At 30.4% G+C, this 22,106-nt stretch carries 18 protein-coding genes; 9 read left to right on the top strand and 9 right to left on the bottom strand.

The window, feature by feature from the left end; translation table 11 throughout:
- Positions 1-255: 255 nt before the first annotated feature.
- The 5 genes from BVC87_RS10255 (at position 256) to BVC87_RS10235 (ending at position 5,873) form a co-directional block, all read left to right on the top strand.
- Positions 256-705 carry a hypothetical protein gene (locus BVC87_RS10255; RefSeq protein WP_075342283.1) on the top strand — a complete coding sequence of 150 codons (450 nt, stop codon included), beginning with the start codon at positions 256-258 and terminating at the stop codon, positions 703-705.
- A 275-nt stretch (positions 706-980) separates the two neighbouring features.
- Entirely contained in the window at positions 981-1,892 is a 912-nt protein-coding gene (locus BVC87_RS10250; protein ID WP_075342282.1) for a hypothetical protein, read from the top strand.
- Positions 1,893-2,140: 248 nt separating this feature from the next.
- The gene (locus BVC87_RS10245) at positions 2,141-4,840 is read left to right on the top strand and encodes an ATP-dependent DNA helicase (protein WP_075342281.1); all 2,700 of its coding nucleotides are present in this window, start codon (positions 2,141-2,143) and stop codon (positions 4,838-4,840) included.
- Positions 4,841-5,006: 166 nt separating this feature from the next.
- Positions 5,007-5,468 (top strand): hypothetical protein, encoded by a 462-nt coding sequence (locus BVC87_RS10240; RefSeq protein ID WP_075342280.1) that lies wholly within the window; start codon positions 5,007-5,009, stop codon positions 5,466-5,468.
- A gap of 111 nt (positions 5,469-5,579) precedes the next feature.
- Positions 5,580-5,873, top strand: a complete 294-nt coding sequence (locus BVC87_RS10235; RefSeq protein ID WP_143569758.1) for a GIY-YIG nuclease family protein — start codon at positions 5,580-5,582, stop codon at positions 5,871-5,873.
- Between the two features lie 20 nt (positions 5,874-5,893).
- Here BVC87_RS10235 and BVC87_RS10230 read toward each other — a convergent pair whose 3' ends face one another.
- From BVC87_RS10230 to typA, 3 genes are all read right to left on the bottom strand, one after another.
- A complete protein-coding gene (locus BVC87_RS10230) occupies positions 5,894-7,048 on the bottom strand; it encodes a class I SAM-dependent methyltransferase (protein ID WP_075342278.1) in 1,155 nt (384 codons plus the stop codon).
- A 68-nt stretch (positions 7,049-7,116) separates the two neighbouring features.
- Positions 7,117-8,535, bottom strand: a complete 1,419-nt coding sequence (locus tag BVC87_RS10225; RefSeq protein ID WP_075342277.1) for a fasciclin domain-containing protein — start codon at positions 8,533-8,535, stop codon at positions 7,117-7,119.
- 222 nt (positions 8,536-8,757) lie between these two features.
- On the bottom strand, positions 8,758-10,527 hold the full coding sequence (typA, locus tag BVC87_RS10220; RefSeq protein ID WP_075342276.1) for a translational GTPase TypA: 1,770 nt from the start codon (positions 10,525-10,527) through the stop codon (positions 8,758-8,760).
- A 177-nt stretch (positions 10,528-10,704) separates the two neighbouring features.
- Between typA and fahA the strand changes: the two genes are divergently transcribed.
- On the top strand, positions 10,705-11,988 hold the full coding sequence (gene fahA / locus BVC87_RS10215) for a fumarylacetoacetase (RefSeq protein WP_075342275.1): 1,284 nt from the start codon (positions 10,705-10,707) through the stop codon (positions 11,986-11,988).
- Positions 11,989-12,261: 273 nt separating this feature from the next.
- Here fahA and BVC87_RS10210 read toward each other — a convergent pair whose 3' ends face one another.
- Complete coding sequence (locus BVC87_RS10210) at positions 12,262-13,419, bottom strand: MFS transporter (RefSeq protein WP_075342274.1); 1,158 nt, start codon at positions 13,417-13,419, stop codon at positions 12,262-12,264.
- On the bottom strand, positions 13,420-13,992 hold the full coding sequence (locus tag BVC87_RS10205) for an HD domain-containing protein (RefSeq protein WP_075342273.1): 573 nt from the start codon (positions 13,990-13,992) through the stop codon (positions 13,420-13,422).
- A gap of 94 nt (positions 13,993-14,086) precedes the next feature.
- Between BVC87_RS10205 and BVC87_RS10200 the strand changes: the two genes are divergently transcribed.
- Positions 14,087-14,644, top strand: a complete 558-nt coding sequence (locus BVC87_RS10200; protein ID WP_075342272.1) for a Crp/Fnr family transcriptional regulator — start codon at positions 14,087-14,089, stop codon at positions 14,642-14,644.
- 31 nt (positions 14,645-14,675) lie between these two features.
- Here BVC87_RS10200 and BVC87_RS10195 read toward each other — a convergent pair whose 3' ends face one another.
- Both BVC87_RS10195 and ytxJ read right to left on the bottom strand, forming a co-directional pair.
- Positions 14,676-16,229: a DEAD/DEAH box helicase gene (locus tag BVC87_RS10195; protein ID WP_075342271.1), complete on the bottom strand. Its 1,554-nt coding sequence runs from the start codon at positions 16,227-16,229 to the stop codon at positions 14,676-14,678.
- Between the two features lie 54 nt (positions 16,230-16,283).
- Complete coding sequence (gene ytxJ, locus BVC87_RS10190; protein WP_075342270.1) at positions 16,284-16,688, bottom strand: bacillithiol system redox-active protein YtxJ; 405 nt, start codon at positions 16,686-16,688, stop codon at positions 16,284-16,286.
- 161 nt (positions 16,689-16,849) lie between these two features.
- Between ytxJ and clpB the strand changes: the two genes are divergently transcribed.
- Together clpB and BVC87_RS10180 are read left to right on the top strand one after the other, a co-directional pair.
- The gene (gene clpB / locus BVC87_RS10185) at positions 16,850-19,453 is read left to right on the top strand and encodes an ATP-dependent chaperone ClpB (protein WP_075342377.1); all 2,604 of its coding nucleotides are present in this window, start codon (positions 16,850-16,852) and stop codon (positions 19,451-19,453) included.
- Between the two features lie 108 nt (positions 19,454-19,561).
- Complete coding sequence (locus BVC87_RS10180; protein WP_075342269.1) at positions 19,562-20,050, top strand: SixA phosphatase family protein; 489 nt, start codon at positions 19,562-19,564, stop codon at positions 20,048-20,050.
- 177 nt (positions 20,051-20,227) lie between these two features.
- Here the strand turns inward: BVC87_RS10180 and BVC87_RS10175 are convergent, their stop codons facing one another.
- Positions 20,228-20,938, bottom strand: a complete 711-nt coding sequence (locus tag BVC87_RS10175; RefSeq protein ID WP_075342268.1) for a hypothetical protein — start codon at positions 20,936-20,938, stop codon at positions 20,228-20,230.
- A gap of 3 nt (positions 20,939-20,941) precedes the next feature.
- Complete coding sequence (locus BVC87_RS10170; protein WP_075342267.1) at positions 20,942-22,096, bottom strand: serine hydrolase domain-containing protein; 1,155 nt, start codon at positions 22,094-22,096, stop codon at positions 20,942-20,944.
- Positions 22,097-22,106: the final 10 nt, after the last annotated feature.

Below are 22,106 nucleotides of genomic sequence, written 5' to 3'. Positions count from 1 at the left end.
ATATCTTTGAGTAAGACGAAGTAATCTTATCATTAAGTCTAATTTATTCTTGGACTTTGGAGATTTAATTTCTTTTGTTAAGAATTAGTTTAGGGTGTTTTCCCCTTTTATAATTTTCCTATTGTTTTTGTTATTAGCTTTTTATTTATTTGATATTCGAAAAATGAAAAAGCAATAGATATCTACCTCCTATTCCTTTACTTTTTTCTGGTTTTAATTATATACACAATACTAAAATAATTTAGAAATCAAATTATGGATAATACAATAATAGCTGCTTCCATAGGAGCTTTAGGAGTAGTGATTGGCAGCTTAATTACAGCTTTCAAAAAAGACCTTTTCACTTTATTAGATTTTAGAAAATCGAACAAAGATCTAGAAGGAACATGGAGTGTTAGATGGTTTGAAACTAATGGAAAATCTGAAGAAAAAATCCTTGAAGAAAAAATAATAATTGATAAAATTAATAAGGGGAAAATTCAAGTAAAAGTAAAAAACACATCTAATGTCTCTTATAACTTATTAGGTAAAATACACAATAACAACACAATTACTTTAGAGTTTTTAGGTATGGAAAATCACAATGCTATAAATGGGGTTATCGCATTAATTATACATATGAATAGAAAAGAAATGAATGGTGTTTGGCTTCAACCTTATAATAATGATTTTATTATTGGGAAAACATATTGGACAAAAGAATAAAATACTTTTGTTAAATCAACCAATACCTTTTAGCATACTTACTTATGACTAAAAACTATCAAACAATTAATTCAAGTTTTGTTTCTAAACTGTTATAAATAGCATCAGTGAGATCGCAGATATATAAAGCGATTAAAATGTCTATTTTTTATTATTACATTCTTTTAAAAAATTTGAGAGATTTTACCTCTTTACGGTTACCCGTATGTTTTTGCTATTCTCTTTTTATTTATTTGATACTCGAAAAATGAATTTACATTCAGTTATATTATATTATGAACGAAACAAAACAAATAAAAGGAAAAGGATCTTTAAAAGGATGCTCGACTTTAATAGCTATATTCTTTGGGATAAGTTTAATTAGTAATTTAATTCCTGAAACTAAAGATGACTTTTTTAGAGATGCGGAGTTAAATTACGATACAAATAATTATGAATTGGCATTGACAAAAGTTAATGAAGCGATACAATTAGATAGTACAAATTCAGATTATTATGAATTGAGGGGTAAAATACTTCACGAACTTCAAGATACGATTCAAAGTAATCAAGATTTTAATAAAACTCTTGCACTAGCAAAATCAGATACTGAAAAAGATGCAAGAATCCGAAAAATGATTGAATGGGATTTAAATCACGGAGAAGAAGAAAAAGCGAGACAATTATTATCAAAAGAAATTCAACTTTACAAAGAGGGTTCTCTTAAACATATTGAAGTGATTGATTATGCAGCTAGAAAATACCTTACCATAGGAGATACAATCGAGGCAATCAGACTTTATGATTTGTTAAGCAATGAATATGTAACAACTGGAAAGTACAGTAATAAAGCTGGAATTCTTTACACGAACATCAAGAAAAAAAATAAGGCGATATCCGAATTTAAAAAAGCTGTTGATGCAGCACCTGAAAATGACATTTTTTTATACAACCTTGGAATAGCATATCTGAATAGTAAAAATAAAAGACAAGCAAAAATGTATTTTAAAAAATCAATGGATTTTGGCAATACAAATGCATGCCATGAATATAGAGAATTAACAGCTAGAATTAGATATTATAAAAGGTCTAGATGTTGCGATGGCACTACAAGTTCTTCCACAGGTAGAGGTAGTTGCTCACATCATGGAGGAGTTTGTGGAATTGAAAATGTACCCTACAAGGAATATACGATAAGTTGTTATTAAAAATAGTTTAGGGTGTTTTTCCCCTTTATCATTCCTTTACGGATATCCTTTTGTTTTTATTATTAGCTTTTTATTTATTTGATACTCGAAAAATGAAAAAGCAATAGATAAAACCTCCTATTCCTTTACTTTTTTCTGAATTTATTTAATTTATTAATAAGTGTGTTTATGCATCTTACTATAGTTGTATTAACGTAGTAACAGTAATATATAAACAGTTAGCAATAAGCCAAACCTAACCAATTCAGATGAATAAAATAACCTCTCATATAATCAATATTGACAAAACCATATGTAAAAATATAGAGAAATTCGATATAGAGGAAAGAGGTCTATTATCTCAAAATATACTATCACAACTTAGGAATTTCGTTGAGCATATTGCATTAATAATTCTTGAAGATACTCAAAATACAGAATTAAGCAATAAGTATGAGAATATTCAAAATGCTATTGAATATATAAAAGCTAGAGGCGACTTAAAATTCTTGTCAAGGTTTCATAAACTCTTACAGATTACAGCTTCTCATTACACTTTAAATGAAGAAAGTTCAGAAAGGTTATTACTAAAATACTATGAATATTTAATAAAAATTAAATCCTTCTTAAAAGATACATATAATTTAGAAGTTTTATATAACCTTGAAAGATTTCCAATTCAAACAGATTTAAATCTTAGGGAATATTATGAAAAAATATCTAAATTGATAAATCAGCCTAAAGAGAATCGAGTTAAAAGTGACTACAAAGACAGGTATTACGTTCAAAAGATAAAACCTTTTTTTGTGAACGGAGGAATAAACTATGAAGTTACTTTCAAGAGAGCGAACGATTATACGAGCAAGTTTGATAGAATCATAGCGTTTACAAAAATTAACATTCTTGGTAATTATGCAGTTAAGCTATCCATTAGCACAGACTATATTGAAATTTTGGATGAAAGAATGCCTATAAAAATAATAGACGATTGGGAAGTTTCGATACGACCTTGTGAAATAGACAACTTCGCAAAAATATTTGGAATAAACTCTAAAATTAGTAATGGTAAAGAATCATACGAGCTAATGAAATACCTAACATCTTCAGGATTAAACTTGATAGAAGTAATAAACTTGAATGATTGGTATTATGACTACGTAAAAAAAACAGTAACTGAAAAAGCAAGAGTCTCTCGCATATTCAAACTTTTAGATAAATGTCGAGAAATGAGCAAAAATACAAGTGATGGTCACAATGTTATAAGATATTTACTCCTTAGACTTAACAATAAGATAATTAAAAAGCAATATAATCACGTTTCTTGCGAATTGTTATCAAATCTAAAATTACAATATGGTTGTATTCCTTTTGACCAAATGCCTTTTAATTCAGCTTTAATAAATCATAACCCTAAACTTAGTGATCTCCTTGCATCCATTAACACTGATAATAGAAAACATGAAATCTTAGCTAGACATATTAAGAATAATACTGAGCAAAAGGGACAATTATACACTCAAATTAGTGAAATTGAAAACTTTGAAAATATAGAAGATCTAATTGAGAAATGGAATGATAATTTGTATTGGAAACACAAAAATAGGTGCATTGAAATTTATAAAAAACATGTTTTCATAAAAGGTTATGAAGCCGATACTTATAATATCATGGAAAAATTGAAAGAAGTATCGTCAGATGGAATCAAAAATTACAAAAACTCTATTAATTCTTGGCTTCAATCTACTTCATATCTTATAGATTGTGGCGAAAAAAAGTCTGCTCTTAAAAACTTGTTTGAACATTCTAAAGTTGCCTTAATTTATGGTGCAGCAGGAACAGGTAAATCAACAATGATCAACCATGTTTCTAACTTTTTTGATAAAGAAAATAAACTATATTTAGCAAATACAAATCCTGCTGTTGACAATTTAAAGAGAAACATAAAAGTTGGAAATTGTACTTTTAAAACAATAACTAAATTCTCTTGGAGTCACGAGAATGAATACGATATTTTAATTATTGATGAGTGTAGTACAGTCAGCAACTCTGATATGCTTAAAATACTTAATAAGGCAAAATTTAGATTACTTATTCTAGTTGGTGATATTTTTCAAATCGAATCAATATTATTTGGTAATTGGTTTAGTCTAATTAAATATTTTATTCCAGAATCATCTGTTTTTGAACTTGAAAAACCCTATAGAAGTAATAATCAAAATTTACTGCGTCTTTGGCAAAGAGTCAGAAATATTGAAGATTCGATTTTAGAAACTTTAACAAAAAATCAATATTCTACCACTCTTGATAACTCTATTTTTCAAAGTACAGAAAATGATGAAATAATTCTTTGCCTTAATTATGATGGACTTTATGGTATTAATAATGTAAACTCATTTCTTCAAAGTAGCAATAGTAATCAAGCTTTTGTTTGGGGAACTCATACTTACAAAGTAAATGATCCTATCATTTTTAATGAATCAGGCAGATTTTCACCTTTAATTTATAATAATCTAAAAGGTAAAATTTATGGCATTGAATTACTTGAAGATAAAATTCAGTTTGACATAGAAGTATTTTTTGTACTTAATGAATTTGATACTGAAGAGTATGATTTTGAACTTTTAGATAATGCTGAAAGTGGCTACTCTGTCATTCGATTCACAGTAGATAAATACAAGAGTACTGATGATGATGATGATGACTCTAGTAATATTATACCTTTCCAAGTTGCTTATGCAGTTTCAATTCATAAAGCACAAGGACTAGAATATAATTCTGTAAAAGTTGTTATAACTGACGAAGTGGAAGAAATGATTTCACATAATATTTTTTATACAGCAATTACAAGAGCAAAGGAAAAGCTGAAAATTTATTGGACACCAGAATCTGAAAAGAAAATTCTAGGTAGTTTCAAAACCAAATTTAATAGAAAAGACTATTCTTTGCTAAAGAAAAAGTATAGTCTGTAAAAGGATGAAAAAGACCAGTTGTTAACAATGTATATACTAATAATGGTTTAAGTTATCAAAAAGAAAGTATAAACATAAAATAAAGGTCAACGCAAAACCAAAAGGTTTGGAGAGAAAATCGATTACTACTCATATACAAGACCACTAATTATAATTAAATAAACAAATGAATGATATTTTACTTGCCGTACTTGGTGGATTAATGGGAGCAATAATAACAGGAATAGTTAGTTATATAATAGCCAACAGAAATACAAAAAAGAGTTATTATAATTCTTTGATTAAATTAATAGAACAACACAACTGGAATCTAAAAATACATAATTTAGATTCTGGGCTTTCAGTTAAAAATGTAGATCAAAATGTTAGCATTGTTTGTTATCAACACTTAAACATCCTTTTTCATGTCTGGCTGAATAAAAAAATCGTAAAAAAAGATGGAACACTTGAAGGCTGGAAGAATTGGGCTAAAGAAATAGTCAGCAGCTCAAAAAAAACTGAAAGAAAAGAATTCAGAGATTGCTACAGACAAATATTAGTTCATGGTGACATATATCCAAAGATATTTTTAGTTTGGTTAGATCAAGAACTAGGAATTTCATCAAAAGCATTTAGAGAAGTAAGTTAAAATATAAATGATATTTTAGTAACATTTATACAAAATCGTGTAGTTTAAATAATAAACCTTATGAACAAAACTTCTATTAAATCTGAAATTTCAAAACACATATCCAAATCAATGAATTCTAAAAAACCAAGATTAAATTCTTGGTATGTAGGAATCACTAATGATACTAAAAGAAGGAAAGCAGAGCATAGAGTAAACGCTCTAGGTCTAAAGTTTTGGAAAACTTTTGATGCAGAAACTATGGAAGATGCTAATGAAGTAGAAGCTTATTTTAGTAATAAAGGAACTATAAATAGACCTTCAAAAAATGGAGCTAATAGATATTCTAAATATGTTTATGTATTTAGAAAACCGACAACAAAAGCAAAAGGATTAAATAGTTCTCTCTCAATTGAATCTATTTAGAAGCATTATTTAAATAAAACCTACAACAACGTCTCCAAATAATGATGATCGATATGGTACAGTTCTTTTAAGCTTTCTATCTTTTTATCGATACTTTCAATATCTTTCTTTTTGCTAGACTTACTACCAATCAACATGACATTTTTGTGTGTATGTTCACTACTGATAAATTCAAAAACTTTGGTATTGTAGTTGAACTTTTCTAGAATTAAGGCTCGAATGGTATCGGTAATCATTTCGAATTGACGCTCTTTAAAGATTCCGTATTTTAATAACGGACTCTCCTGCTCTCTTCCTTTTACTTGTTGACGTACTTGTTTATGGCAACACGGTGCACAGATAATGAGTTCAGACTTTGCCATTAAACCTTTATAAATTGCATCATCTGTAGCCGTATCACACGCATGTAAGGCTATTAGAATATCAATCTTATCGTTATCGTATTCTTGTATACGTTGTGCAATAAAATTTAACTGATCGAAACCACTTTTTTTAGCAATATCATTACAATACTCTACGAGGTATTCTCTTAATTCAATTCCTGTAATCGATACGTTATAGCCTTTTAAATTCACCAAGTAATCGTATAAAGCAAAAGTTAAATAGCCTTTACCAGAACCCATATCTACAATTTGTAACTTTTTATCCTTATCTAAAGAAGCGATTAAACTTTCAATTACCTCTAGATATTTATTAATCTGGCGATATTTATCCGCCATTTTAGGAATAACCTTATGGGCTTTGTCTGTGATACCTAAATGTTGCAAATATGACGCAGCAAGATTTACTCGCTTCTCCTTTGCTTTATCATGGTGTTCAGGTAGTTTATTTTTAAAGCTTGGTGCATTTTTTCGATAGCTTACTTTCTTTTTCTTAGAAATCATAACTTGTAGATCTTCTTCAAGCGTAAATAAAGTAGCCGCTTTAAATTTTTCTAATAATAATGATTCCAGCTCGTCACAAGCTTCGTCTATACTATAGTTTTTTGTTTGATCATTAGTTGTATATCGATATGTAAACTGTAATTGCTTTTCATTTTTTATACTTACCAATCTCACATAAACATTGGGTAAATTAAAGCTTTTACTAATCGGTTTACTTAAGGTCAATTTTACAAAAATGTCGTTCTCTACGCTATCTTGTAATACTTGAAATAATTGATCAAATTCATTCATGTGGCAAAGATATTAAATAAAAAAACCACTCTAACGAGTGGCTTTCTACTATTAACAAAAAATAATGTTTATCTAGCTACCTGGATTGTCGGTACTAATACCGCATCCACAGCATGAACTACACCATTTGTTCCTTGTACATCATTAGTAGCTGCTCCTACTAAGATATTAACTGTTTGCATTGTTTCTGTTTTTATTTGTGGCCCGTTGGTTAAATCTACAGTAATTGTTCCTCCTAAAGTAGTTACATCACCATTCATTAATTGATCTGCTTGTACATTTGATCCACTTACTACGTGGTACTTTAATACTTTATCTAATGTTCCAATAGGAATATCTGCTAATGAATTCCAGCTTGAATTAGAATCTAGTAACGCTTGGAAAGCATCGTTAGTAGGTGCAAACACTGTGAATGGTCCATCTCCTGATAATACACTAACAAAATCTGTAGTATGTCTTGAATCTGTTAAGGCTGCAACTAAAGAAGTAAATCCTGCATTGTTTAATGCTAAGGTTACAACATTAGGTGGTAACATTACTTTATCTATTACATGAACAACACCGTTTGTTGCTTCAATATCTATTAAACCAGATACTGGTTTAGCATCTCCATTAAACTCAATCGCACCAGTAGTTTCAACTTGTAATGAAAGTGGTTCATCATTTGGTCCAACTGCTAATGTATTTACATAGGTATCTGAAAGATCTGTTGATTTGATAGCACTACCTCCTATAACGTGGAATAATAATACATTTTTTAGTAAATCAGCATCAATATCGTCTAGAGTGTTCCATGATGCATTAGAATCTAATAAAGCTTGAAAAGCAGCATTAGTTGGCGCAAATACAGTAAATGGTCCGTCAGCTTGTACTGCAGATACTAAATTTGCTTTGGTTAACGCTTGTACTAAAGTACTTAAATCTGGAGTAGATACTGCTAAGTCAGCAATATCTTGAATATTACCAGGTAAAAATACTTGATCAACAATATGTACTACTCCATTTGAAGCATTTACATCTGGCGTTGTAACTGATACTGACTGTCCAGCACCTGTGGTAATTTTCACTCCTGAACTTGTGTCTACTGTTAAGGTTCCTTGGCTTAATGTAGTTAAGGTTTGCCCGTTTGATAAATCTGTTGATAATGCTTTTGTTGCTACTACATGATATAATAAAACATTTTTTAATGTAGCTACAGGAACATCATCTAAAGAATTCCAAGCAGCTTTAGAATCTAATAACGCTTGAAATGCATCATTGCTTGGTGCAAATACGGTAAAAGGTCCTGCACCTTGTAAATCTGATACTAAATCAGCTTTTTGTAAGGCCTGTACTAAAATAGACAAAGAATTATTTCCCGAAGCTACGTCTACTATAGTATTACTTGCTACTACTTTATCATCTTCATCATCACTACAAGATGTTAAGAATCCAAATCCTAAGATTACACTTAGAACTACTGCTTTTTTGATTGTTTTAAGTAACATTATTTGATTATGTTTAAGGATTAGTAAAAGAAATTGTTTAACTTTTATTTAATTTATATAAACAAAAATTGTTTTGGCCAAAAAATTGTCACATTTTTATCTGTGACTATTCAAATATATAAATTTTGTTTAAAATTATAACTCAAATATTAAACAAAAATTGTCATAATATAAAAAAACACCCTAAAAGGATGTTTTTTAACAGTTTCTTAAGAAGATTCTCTATCTAAAGTTAATTTTTCGAATTCGTAAACTTTCTGGAGTAACTTCTAAGTATTCATCATCTTTAATATACTCCATACATTCTTCAAGAGACATGTCTATTTTTGGAGCAATTTTAACACCATCATCCGAACCTGAAGCACGTACATTTGTTAACTTCTTCCCTTTAATAAGGTTTACGGCTAAATCATCTTGCTTAGCATTCTCCCCTACTACTTGCCCTTTATAAATCTCTTGGTTAGGATCTATAAAAAACTTTCCTCTATCTTGTAATCTATCAATAGCATAAGCAGTTGCTTTTCCACTTTCAGAAGAAACAATAGCTCCATTTACTAAATCTGAAAATACTCCTTTATAGGCATCATATCCTCTTAAACGGTGATTGATAATTGCCTCACCTTGGGTTGCCGTTAATAATTTATTACGTAAACCAATTAAACCACGAGAAGGAATATCAAACTCTAAATGTTGTAAATCTCCTTTAGGTTCCATAACTAATAAATCTCCTTTACGCATAGTTACCAAGTTAATTGCTTTACTTGCTAACTCTTCTGGTACATCTATCACTAATGTTTCATAAGGCTCACATTTTACTCCATCTACTTCTTTTAAAATTACCTGTGGACGTCCCACCTGTAATTCATAACCTTCACGACGCATTGTTTCAATTAATACAGATAAGTGAAGAATTCCACGACCAAACACATTGAATTTATCTTCCGTATCTGTATCTTCAATACGTAATGCTAAGTTTTTCTCAGTTTCCTTATATAAACGATCACGTAAATGACGAGAAGTTACATATTTTCCTTCTTTACCATAGAATGGAGAGTTGTTAATGGTGAATAACATACTCATAGTAGGTTTATCTACTTCAATTCTATCTAAAGCTTCAGGATTTTCTAAATCAGCAATAGTATCTCCAATTTCAAAATCATCAATTCCAGTTACTGCACAAATATCACCACTACGTACTTTATCTGTTTCAGCTTTACCCATTCCTTCAAATACGTGTAGCTCTTTGATACGAACTTTTTTAGTAGTACCATCAGCTTTACATAACATGTAATCTTTATTCTTCTCTAAATCTCCACGATATACTCTACCAATAGCTATTCTACCTTTAAATGAAGAGTAGTCTAAAGAAGTAATTTGCATTTGAGGACTTCCTTCTCTATAAGGTGCTTCAGGAATAGTCTCTAAAACAGCATCTAATAAAGGAATAATATTATCTGTTTCCTGTTGCCAATCCGTACTCATCCAACCATTCTTGGCAGATCCATAAATAGTAGTAAAATCTAATTGCTCTTCCGTAGCTTCTAAAGCAAACATTAAATCGAATACTTTTTCATGTACTAAATCTGGAGTACAGTTTTCTTTATCTACTTTATTAACTACTACTATAGGTGTTAATCCAAGTTCTAAGGCTTTACCTAATACAAAACGCGTTTGCGGCATTGGCCCTTCAAAAGCATCTACTAATAACAAAACACCATCAGCCATTTTCAATACACGTTCTACCTCTCCTCCGAAATCGGCGTGCCCAGGTGTATCGATCACATTAATTTTTACACCTTTATAATTTACTGATACATTTTTAGATAGAATAGTAATTCCTCTTTCACGTTCTAAGTCATTATTATCTAAAAGTAAATCTGTACGCTCTTTACGTTCATCTAATATTTTAGCCTGATCAATTATCTTATCTACTAAGGTAGTTTTTCCATGATCTACGTGTGCAATAATTGCTATATTTCTTATGGATTGCATGATGCTAGTTTATTTTGCGGCAAAAGTACTATTTCACTTTGAATTGCACTAATAATGAAGAACATATTTGTTTTCCGAAATAAAGTATAAAAAATATCCTCTTTTTTCCCTCAGTAAAGTTTGTTTCAAATGGAAAAAATTATGTAGGTTTGATAAGAACAATTAACTGAACAAAAAATGGAAATAACAGCTAATAACCCAAATAGAAAATCGTGGTTGAAAGTTGAAACAAATTCAGATTTTCCTATACAAAACATACCTTTTGGTGTTTTCTTAACTCGTGATGACATTATTACTATTGGTACAAGAATTGGTGATTATGCAATTGATTTAGGAGCTTTACATCAATTAGGATATTTTGAAGGAATTCCATTAACCGACGATATATTTTTACAAGATACACTTAATGACTTTATTGCTGACGGACGAAAAACTTGGCGTTTAGTACGAAATAGAATCGCTGACATTTTTGACGTAAAAAATGGTAAACTTAGAGATAATGCAGATCATAAGGATAAAGTGATTTTTAGAATGGATGAAATTGAAATGCTTTTACCTGTACAAGTTGGTGATTATACTGACTTTTATGCTAGTAAAGAGCATGCTACCAATGTAGGAAGTTTATTTAGAGATCCTAAAAACGCATTATTACCAAACTGGTTACATATTCCTATTGGATATCATGGAAGAAGTTCTTCTATTATTCCTTCTGGTACACCTATACGAAGACCTGTAGGACAGTCTAAACCAACTGAAGAAGGTGGTTCGCCAAACTTTGGTCCATCAAAACTACTAGATTTTGAATTGGAAATGGCTTTTATTACTACTGTTTCTAATGATTTAGGTGATCGAATTTCTGTGAATGAAGCTGAAGATTATATTTTCGGATTAGTTTTATTTAATGATTGGTCAGCAAGAGATATTCAGGCTTGGGAATACCAACCATTAGGTCCATTCTTAGGTAAAAACTTTGCTTCTACTATTTCTCCTTGGATAGTTACTTTAGATGCTTTAGAACCTTTTAGAGTGGATAATCCAAAGCAAGAACCTAGCCCTTTACCCTATTTACAACACGAAGGTAAACATAGTTTTGATATTAATTTACAAATGGCTATTCAACCTGAAAATAAGCAAGAAACTGTTGTATGTAACTCTAACTTTAAGTATATGTATTGGACAATGGCACAACAATTAGCGCATCATACGGTTAATGGTTGTCCTGTTGAAGCTGGTGATATGATGGGAAGTGGAACAATTTCTGGTCCAACTCCTGATAGTTATGGATCTATGTTAGAATTGACTTGGAGAGGACAAAACCCAGTTAAAATGAATGATGGTAGTGAACGTAAGTTTATCCAAGATCATGATACAGTGATTATGAGAGGTTACGCAGAGAATGATGCTATACGAATTGGTTTTGGTGAATGTACTGGTAAAATATTACCTGCAAAACCATTATAATTTTTCTACAAAAAATATATGAAGGAGCTATTTTTAGCTCCTTTTTTTATTAAATATCAAAAGTGACTTTATCTATAACAATACGTAAATTAACATGAATTTTGAATAAAAATGGTAATTGAGTTTATCGAAATCACCAGTAAAACTGTACTGAATCAAATTCAGCAGAGCTATCGAGAATGATGTTTTAACTTCTCGATATAAAATTCATTTCCGCTCTACTCCAATGAATTTCACTCGAAGTGACACTATTATCTTTAAACGAGATTAGCGTTACTTATATTTCAATCTACTTCCCATAAAAATTAATCCCACTACTACAGTACTAGCACATATATAAAATAAGATTGGAATATGTTCTATATTACTTCCGTAATACCATCCTGAAAAGAATGCTCCTATACCAATTCCTGCTTCCAATGCTATATACATGGTTGCTATTGATTTTCCTTTGGTTTCTTTTTTACTCAAATCTATTGTCCAAGCGTTTATTGTTGGTGATAATATTCCAATGGCCAATCCGTATACAGATGCAGCTATTACTAAACCTGTAATACTTTGTAAGGTTGCTATTAAAACCAACCCAATAGTAAGAACTACTAAACCTATGGCAATAATAATTTCTCTACCATACATATCTGATACTTTACCTGCTAAGATTCTCACAAATAAAGAAGCTACTGTGAAAACTATAAAAAATGTTCCTTTATTAATAGTACCTAAATGCTCACTCCAATCAGGTATTAACGTTAAAATCACCCCAAAACTAAGGTAACTCACAAACTTAATAAATGCAGGAGGCAATGCTTCTTTAGCAAATATGTCGTGTCTTGAAATTTTTAATTTTTCAAAAGAAAATCGTTCTTTATGGGAAACCGTTTCTTTAAGTCTGTAGATTAATCCTATAGATAAAAGAGCCATAAAAGATGAACAATAAAATAATACATCATAAGAGGTGTATAATTTTATATAGCTTCCTAATGCTGGACCAATTGCCATACCTGTACTAAAAGAAATACCTTGTATTCCCATAGCCTCTCCTAATCTATTTTCTGGAATGATATCAGAAACATAAGTAGATATTGCTGTTGGACTAAATCCTGTTGAAAATCCATGAAATAATCTTAGCAATAAAAAACCTGAAACGGAAATTAACAATGGATATAAAAACCCACAAACCACACACACCACAGCTCCAAATATCATTACAGGTTTTCTGCCTATAGAATCTGTCAATTTCCCACTAAAAGGTCTAGACAAACCAGCTGTTAAGGTAAATAACGAAATAATTAATCCTTTATATTCTGCTCCACCTAAATTGCTTAAATAATTAGGCAGTTCAGGAATTAACATGTTAAAACTTGCTGAAAATAATAAGGAACTTATACAAACTAAAACAAAATTAAGTGTATATACTCTCGGTTCTTTCATTTACATTGTTTTAAATAATGTTGTTATTCTTTGTTTAGAATATCCCCAAATTGTTGTTGATCCTTTTTCAATTATACTAGTTTTTTCTAATACTTTCTCTTCGGGTATATCAAACTCTTTCCAAGCTCCTCCTCCATTTTCTACATTTTGTAAAAGCGGTTCAAATCGATCTATAGCCTTTGCGAATTTTGCCTCGTTGGTTTCACCTTCTTCAAACTCCTTCCAAATTGCAATGAATTCGTCTGCTTGTTCTTGTGGTAAAATACCAAATATACGTTTTGCGGCCTTTAATTCTTCTTCAGTATTTACATGACCTTTTGTAGTATCAAAAAGAAACACATCTCCAGCATCTATTTCAACAATATCATGAATTAATACCATTTTTATCACTTTTAATACATCAATTTGTGCATTCGTGTGTTCTGATAAAACCATGGCCATCATAGCTAAATGCCAACTGTGTTCCGCATCATTTTCATGTCGATCACTATGAAATAACTTGGTTTTTCTTTGAATATATTTTAGTTTGTCAATTTCCTTAATAAATTGAATTTGTTTTAAAAGTTTACTCATTTTTAAGTACAGTTTCTTTTTAGTTATATATTTGATAGTGCAAAAAACAGCTTAATTATTTACGTATAAAAGGACAATTGTCCCAACTCAATACATGATACGAACAAACATTGATTTTTTAACCTACTTAAAGAAACTACAATTGCTACACCCTCATTACTTTAGTATTGAAAATTACACTTCCAAAGAAGTTATTTTAAAAGATCATAAAAGGTATCATTCATTGTATATTATTCATAAAGGAATTGCTAAATGTTATTTTACTGATGAAAATGGTAAAGAATCTATTCAGGAATTTTTTGGGGAAGGCATGCAGTTTGGCGAATTGGAAGTATTTAATAATCAGTTAAGTTATTGCTCTACTGAAGCAATTACAGATGTAGAAGTATTTAAAATTTCGCACCAACATTATCTAGAGTTACTTGAAAATGATACAGCCTTTAATAGATTAGTCATACAATCTATGGTTGCAAAAATTAGTTATAAAGCTCCAAGACTTTCTTTTCAACAATCGTATTCTATTGAACAAAATATTTTGAAACTAAAAGAACTCTATCCAAATTACGAAACTGTATTTTCTAAAAAAGACATTGCTGACTATTTAGGGATTACATTACGTAGTTTAAATAGAGTTCTCAACTCTTTACAATAAATAACAAGGCGTTATTATTTAATTATATTTTTTATTCTTCTGGTGGTGGATGACCATGAATATCTTCATAAATCTCATCAAAATTAGCTCTTAAATATGAATTTAATTTTTTTCTATAATCGTCTTGCAACCAATCGATAAAATTATGAGTGGACTTACAAATACATTTAGAGTATCTGTGTATTCTATCATCTATATCACCTCCTAATTTTTTTGCTAATATCAATGCATCAAAAACATCTTCGCTATTTTCTGTACACATTCTAGCATGATGTTCTATAGATTTTTCTAGTACTTTTTTAGAACTCTGACCTGATTGAATTGTATTTATGTATACTTTTTTAACATCAAAATACAGATCTTCTTCCTTAGTGTTTGCAAATTCTTTCTTTACGTCTTCTGGAAGTTCATATTTAAAGCCACTTTCTATATCCTCATCTGTTAACAGATTATCTAGATAGAAATTAGGTGCCCTAAACATTTTCTGCCAATCTAAATCTGCTCCCCAAGGACCAAATCTATGGAAGTTATTTCCTAAATCTATTACATTAAACGTAGATTTCCCTGGTAAAATACGAGATCCACGACCAATCATCTGGTAATATAATGTTAATGATTTAGTAGCTCTGTTCAATATAATAGATTGTACAGAAGGCTCATCAAAACCAGTCGTTAAAATACTTACTGAAGTAATAATTGCATTTGGTGTTTGATTGAACCATTTTAAAATTGCGTCCCTTTCCTTTTTAGTATTGGTATTATCTAGGTGCGCTATAGGATAACCAGCTCTTTTAAATGTATCATACACATACAGAGATGTATTAATACCATTATTAAAGATCAATGTTTTTGTTCCTTTTGCTCTCTCTTCATAAGCTTGTAAAAGCTTAGAAAGCATGTTTGTATTTGTATATAAATCTTCAGAAGATTTTACGGTATAATCACCATTAGCTCCAACTTCTAAAGAAGTTAAACCAACATTATAAGAATATACATTTGCTTTAGCCAAGTATTCATTCTCTATTAAAGCCGCTATACTTTCACCAACGATAAGATGATCATAATTATCTTTCATCGGCATTTTAATATTAGAACTTAAAGGTGTAGCTGTAACTCCTAAGATAAATGACTTGTTAAAAAACTTAAATAATTTAGTAAAGGAATTGTAATGCGCTTCATCAATAATCACTAATCCAACATCTGATATATCAAGAATATCATCATTCAAACGATTATTTAAGGTCTCCACCATCGCCACAAAACAGTCATAATCAGCCTGGTCATCTAAACTAGCCTTACTATCTATTATTTTGTTTTCCACACCAAATTCACCTAACATCCTTGCGGTTTGCTTACATAATTCTATTCGGTGTGTCATAATAAGCACCTTTTTCTGATAGTGCTTTAAATATTGACGGGTGATTTCGGAAAAAATAACAGTTTTACCTCCACCAGTAGGTAGCTGATAGAGTAAGTGGTAATTTTCAGGAGCATTTTCAAAACTTTTAAAGATATTGAATAATGCTTCTTTTTGGTAATCGTATAGGCTTTTACCTACCTTATTCTTAGTTTGGATATCGCTCAAAAGGTTAATTTTTTTGAAAGTTCAAAAATACAACCTATTTACATAACCTTACAATTATTTAACGATTTTTTCCAAATCAATTTGTGCTATATCATAATGTGATGCATGTAAAACCGCTTTTCCTTTGTGAATTAATAAAAGCTGAGGAGATTGATGCAACACTTGGTACTTATACCCTATTTCATTTGAGGTATCCCTGTGATTTAATAAATCTAGATAGTAAACGTTGATTTTATCTTTTAATTGTGTGGGAAATGAACGATCAAAATTCTTGATTACATTTTTACTTATAGCACAACGTGTAGAATGCTTAAAAACAATGACTGGTTTTTGTTTAGAAACAGTATCAATTTCTTTTAATTGTGCTACAGAAGTTAATGGAATCCAATTCACATTACTTTCATTTTTATTTTCTTTAGTGTCTGCAGATTTTTTAAAAAAACTTCCAAATAAACTCATAGTACGTATTTAATCTCTTTTGTTGTCGTTAGTTATAACACAACCTTTCACTTTTGACAAAAAGTCATTTAAAACTTTATTATTTAAGACAAATTGTCTTTAAAAAGTTAGTATTTTTAGTTGGTATTGATTTTGACTATTGCAAAGAAAAAAATAAAAAGATGAATTTTAATAACTATACCATAAAATCGCAAGAAACAGTTCAACTTGCACAACAAATTGCTCAAGAATATGGGCACAATCAAATTGAAAATGAGCATTTTTTTAAAGCACTATATCAAGTTGATAAAAATGTACTTCCTTTCTTACTGAAAAAATTAAACGTAAATAATGACTTAATACAACAAATTCTTGAAAAGCAACTGAATAGTTTTTCAAAAGTTAGTGGTACTGATATTATGTTATCTAGAGAAGCTGTAAAAACTTTAAATGAAGCTTCTATTATAGCTAAAAAAATGAATGACGAATATGTTTCTGTAGAGCATTTAATTTTAGCTATCCATGAGTCAAAGAGCCAAATTGCTCAACTTTTAAAAGATCAAGGTATAACTAGTAAAAACTTAAAAGCAGCTATAGAAGAGCTAAGAAAAGGAGGCCGTGTAACCTCTCAAAATGCTGAAGAATCTTACAATGCTTTGAATAAATATGCTAAAAATTTAAACCAATTAGCTCAAGACGGAAAATTAGATCCTGTTATTGGTAGAGATGAAGAAATTAGACGTTTGCTTCAAATTTTATCGAGAAGGACTAAAAACAATCCTATTTTGGTTGGAGAGCCTGGTACTGGTAAAACTGCTATTGCAGAAGGTTTAGCACATCGTATTGTAAAAGGAGATATTCCTGAAAATTTAAAAGGAAAGCAAATCTTTTCTTTAGATATGGGAGCCCTTATCGCTGGTGCTAAATTTAAAGGAGAATTTGAAGAGCGTTTAAAATCTGTAGTAAAAGAGGTAACCACCGCTGAGGGAGATATCGTTTTATTTATTGATGAAATCCATACACTTGTTGGAGCTGGTGGTGGACAAGGCGCTATGGATGCTGCCAATATTTTAAAACCTGCATTAGCTCGTGGAGAACTTAGAGCCATTGGAGCAACTACATTAGACGAATATCAAAAGTACTTTGAACAAGACAAAGCTTTAGAACGTCGTTTTCAAAAGGTAATTGTAGATGAGCCTGATACAGAAAGTGCCATTTCAATCTTAAGAGGTATTAAAGAAAAATATGAAACACACCATAAAGTACGAATAAAAGATGAAGCTATTATTGGAGCGGTTTCATTATCGCATCGCTATATAACAAGTCGTTTTTTACCAGATAAGGCTATTGATTTAATGGATGAAGCAGCGGCTAAGCTTCGTATGGAAATCAATTCTAAACCTGAGGATTTAGATGTATTAGATAGAAAGATAATGCAACTCGAGATTGAAATAGAAGCTATTAAGCGTGAAAACGATGAAATAAAATTAAAATCGCTACATGCTGATTTAGCCAATCTAAAAGAAGACCGAAATGAAATTAATGCGAAATGGCAATCTGAAAAAAATGTAGTTGATGCTATTCAAAGTTTAAAAACAGATATTGAAAACTACAAGCTTGAAGCTGAAAAAGCAGAAAGAAATGGTGATTATGGTACTGTAGCAGAACTTAGGTATGGCAAAATTAAAGAAGCTCAAGAGCAATTAGAAGAGCAACAAAAAATACTAGCTACTCAAAGTGAGAATGCATTAATTAAGGAAGAAGTTACCTATGACGATATTGCGGAAGTAGTTGCGAAATGGACAGGTATTCCTGTGACTAAAATGCTACAGTCTGAACGTGAAAAATTACTACGGTTAGAACAAGAGCTGCATAGGCGTGTAGTAGGACAAGAAGAGGCTATTGAAGCTGTTTCTGATGCAGTACGTCGTTCTAGAGCAGGATTACAAAATCCTAATAAACCTATCGGTTCTTTCCTATTCTTAGGAACTACTGGAGTCGGAAAAACAGAATTAGCAAAAGCCCTTGCTGAATATTTATTTGATGATGAAAATGCAATGACACGTATTGATATGAGTGAATATCAAGAACGACATTCAGTAAGTAGATTAGTAGGTGCGCCTCCAGGATATATTGGATATGATGAAGGTGGACAACTTACAGAAGCTGTACGTAGAAAACCGTATTCGGTGATACTTTTAGATGAAATCGAAAAAGCGCATCCTGATACCTTTAATATTCTATTACAAGTTTTAGATGAAGGTAGATTAACAGACAATAAAGGTAGAGTAGCTGATTTTAAGAATACAATTATCATCATGACCTCAAACATGGGTAGTCATATTATTCAAGACAAATATGAAAATATGAAAGGTGATATCGATACGACTATGGAATTGGCCAAAGAAGAAGTTCTTGGATTATTAAAACAAAGTGTAAGACCTGAATTTTTAAATAGAATTGATGATATTATCATGTTTACTCCATTATCGGAAAGCAATATTAAAGCTATTGTAAAATTACAATTGAACAGCGTTAAAAAGATGATTGCAGCTCAAAATATCACTTTAGATGCTACAGAACAAGCTGTAAATTATTTAGCTAAGAAAGGATTTCAACCTGAATTTGGTGCTAGACCTGTAAAAAGAGTCATTCAAAAACAAGTATTGAATTTATTGTCTAAGGAAATTTTAGCAGGACGCATTTCTAATGAAAGCTTAATTCTTTTGGATGAATTTGATGGAAAATTAGTTTTTAGAAATCCAGTAAGTCAAGAAGAAGAGTAATAGATTACCTATGTAAAAACGTCAAACTAGAAAAAACAAAAGTTTCAAATAGTTTGACGTTTTTTTATATTCTCCCCTTTTTTATAAATTCGTAGTAAACTTTATTTGATGAGAAAAATACTTTTTTCCTTTCTGATTATAGCTGGTATCCAATTCAGCTTTTCTCAAACTACAACGTATTACTTGATTAGACATGCCGATAAAATACTCACAACTAAAAAAGATCCTGATTTAACGACAAGAGGTATAGAACGTTCTAATTTATGGGCAAAAGTGTTTGAAGATGTACAATTTGACATCATCTATTCTACCGATTACAATAGAACTAGAAATACAGCTATACCAACTGCAAAGCAAAAAAACTTGGAGGTAAAAATTTACGAAGCTAGAAAATTATTTAATCCAAACTTCCTTAAAGAAACAAAAGGTAAAACTGTATTAATCGTTGGTCATAGTAATACAATTCCATTTCTAGCTAACAAGATATTAGGTTCAGATAAATATCAGGAAATTGATGAACGTAATTATACAAATCTGTATATAGTAACTAAAACAGAAGAGAAAACTGACGGTGTTCTTTTACATATTTATGATTAAAAACTTCATTTCAAAGACATTTGGCTTTGTCTTCACGAGGGATTGAAATGACCGAAGTGATCTTTTAGTTTATAGTGCTGCATATTATTGCATATTCAACATTGACAGATTACTTCACTATACTTCGTTTCGTTCGTAAAGACAAACTTTTGTTAATAGAGAATCATTCTAAACCTATTAGAAAGTATTTCGTCTAATATATCTACGCTCAACATTTCTATTTGTTTCTGATATTCCCAGTAATAGTAATTGTTCTTTATCTACCACTACTCTCCAACTCTCAATCTGTTGTGTTTTAGAATGTGGTATGAATGTGATTTCAGGTTTGTGCCCGTGTATGTGCCAGTATCCAGTTAATTTCTTTTTTCCTTGATTAAAGTTTATATAAATCCTATCCCATCGGATGAATAGTTTTTGACTTTTATTTTCGTTATTCACAATATTTTTATTGTTTTTCTTCATGTCTATCAACTCCCAAATCCCTACAAGATAATCAGCCGGTGAGATCGGTAGTTCTTGAATTGGTACTAAAGTAACTTCAACCTTAGCTCCTTCTTCTTCTCTTTTCCAATACATCTTTGTATGTTGAAAAGAAATATCAAAACCTCCAAATTCATCTAATATACCTAAGGAATCTATTGTAGAATACTGATTAGTTTTGGTATCATAATTCCATTTTCCTTTAGAGTTTTGTAACCACCCATTACCTGATTGATAGGTTCCATCATTATTGATTTTGGTCCATTTTGCTACTGGAGTCCTATTTTTATCACCGACTACAACTTTTTCTATTTGCCAAAAACCGATTATCTTTTCTTTTTGGGCAAAAATTTGCACGGTGAAAAATATCACTAATACTGCTACGAACCTTCTTTGTTTTTTTATCATGATTTAGTGGATTAAAATGTTAACTATTTTTTGAGCTAATTCCATTTCATTGGTTTTATTACCAACATTACTTAAAAAGCTAATTACATATTCTTGCTTGTTAATATTGATCAACATTGATTTATAACCATCTGTACTTCCGCCATGGATTATATAGGGTTTGGAAATTTTTAAATATCCAACGCTCCCCCTATTTTCTTTATCAAATACAAACCAGCCATAGCCATAACTTATATTATCAAGATTGACCGTTTGATAATTACTTGTCAATAGCTCTAATGATTTTTTCGATAACCAACCTGGATTCCCCATAACTTGTGCCCATTTATTTAAGTCTTTTGCTGTTGAAAACACTCTCCTCCCCAAGCTTAGATCAATAAATGGAGTTTGAGACCATTCTACTGCACTTTTATTATAAGTATATGCTTTAGCTAGCTTTGATATAATTTTTCCATTATCACTAGCTGATACCGTATTCCTTAACCCTAATGGTTGAGTTAAGTTTTCTTTTAAAATTACATCAAATGGTTTGTGGTATGTTTTTTCTAGGATAATAGCTATTAGGTGGTATCCAAAATTGCTATAATAAAATTTCTTGTCTGGATTTGCCACTGGAGTTAGCCTGCTTATAAAATCAACATACGCTTCGTTTGTAAATTGTGATCTTTTAAATTTTAGATAATTATTATTCTTCAATTCTTTAGTCACTGCATCATAATCTGGTAAACCTGATCGATGACAAAGCATATAATGTAATGTAATTTCTGAATGGAAACTACCAGAATAGCTGTATGGTGATAATAGACCAACTAATTTATCTTCTAGATTTAACATTCCTTTCTCTACTGCTTTCAAAGTAAGTGCAGCAATCATAGATTTATTCACTGAAGCAATATCAAATTTAGTATTTTCATCAACCACAATATTCCATGAACGATCCGCTAAGCCAAAATAATTTTCATATAATGTCTCCCCTTTCTGAGTAATTACTATTCCTCCATGAAACTTGTCTTCTCTATACTCTTTTTGGAATAGTGAATCTAATTGATGAATTGTTTTTTTAGAAGTAATGACTTCTGATTTCTCTTTGAATTGACAACCAACAATTATCAAAATACATAAACAAAAAATATAAGGTGTAAAAAATGGCTTTCTCATCTATAACTTT

The sequence above is a fragment of the Tenacibaculum agarivorans genome, from assembly GCF_001936575.1.
GTDB classification, from domain to species: Bacteria; Bacteroidota; Bacteroidia; order Flavobacteriales; family Flavobacteriaceae; genus Polaribacter; species Polaribacter agarivorans.
This window is presented reverse-complemented; position numbering and strand designations above follow the sequence as displayed.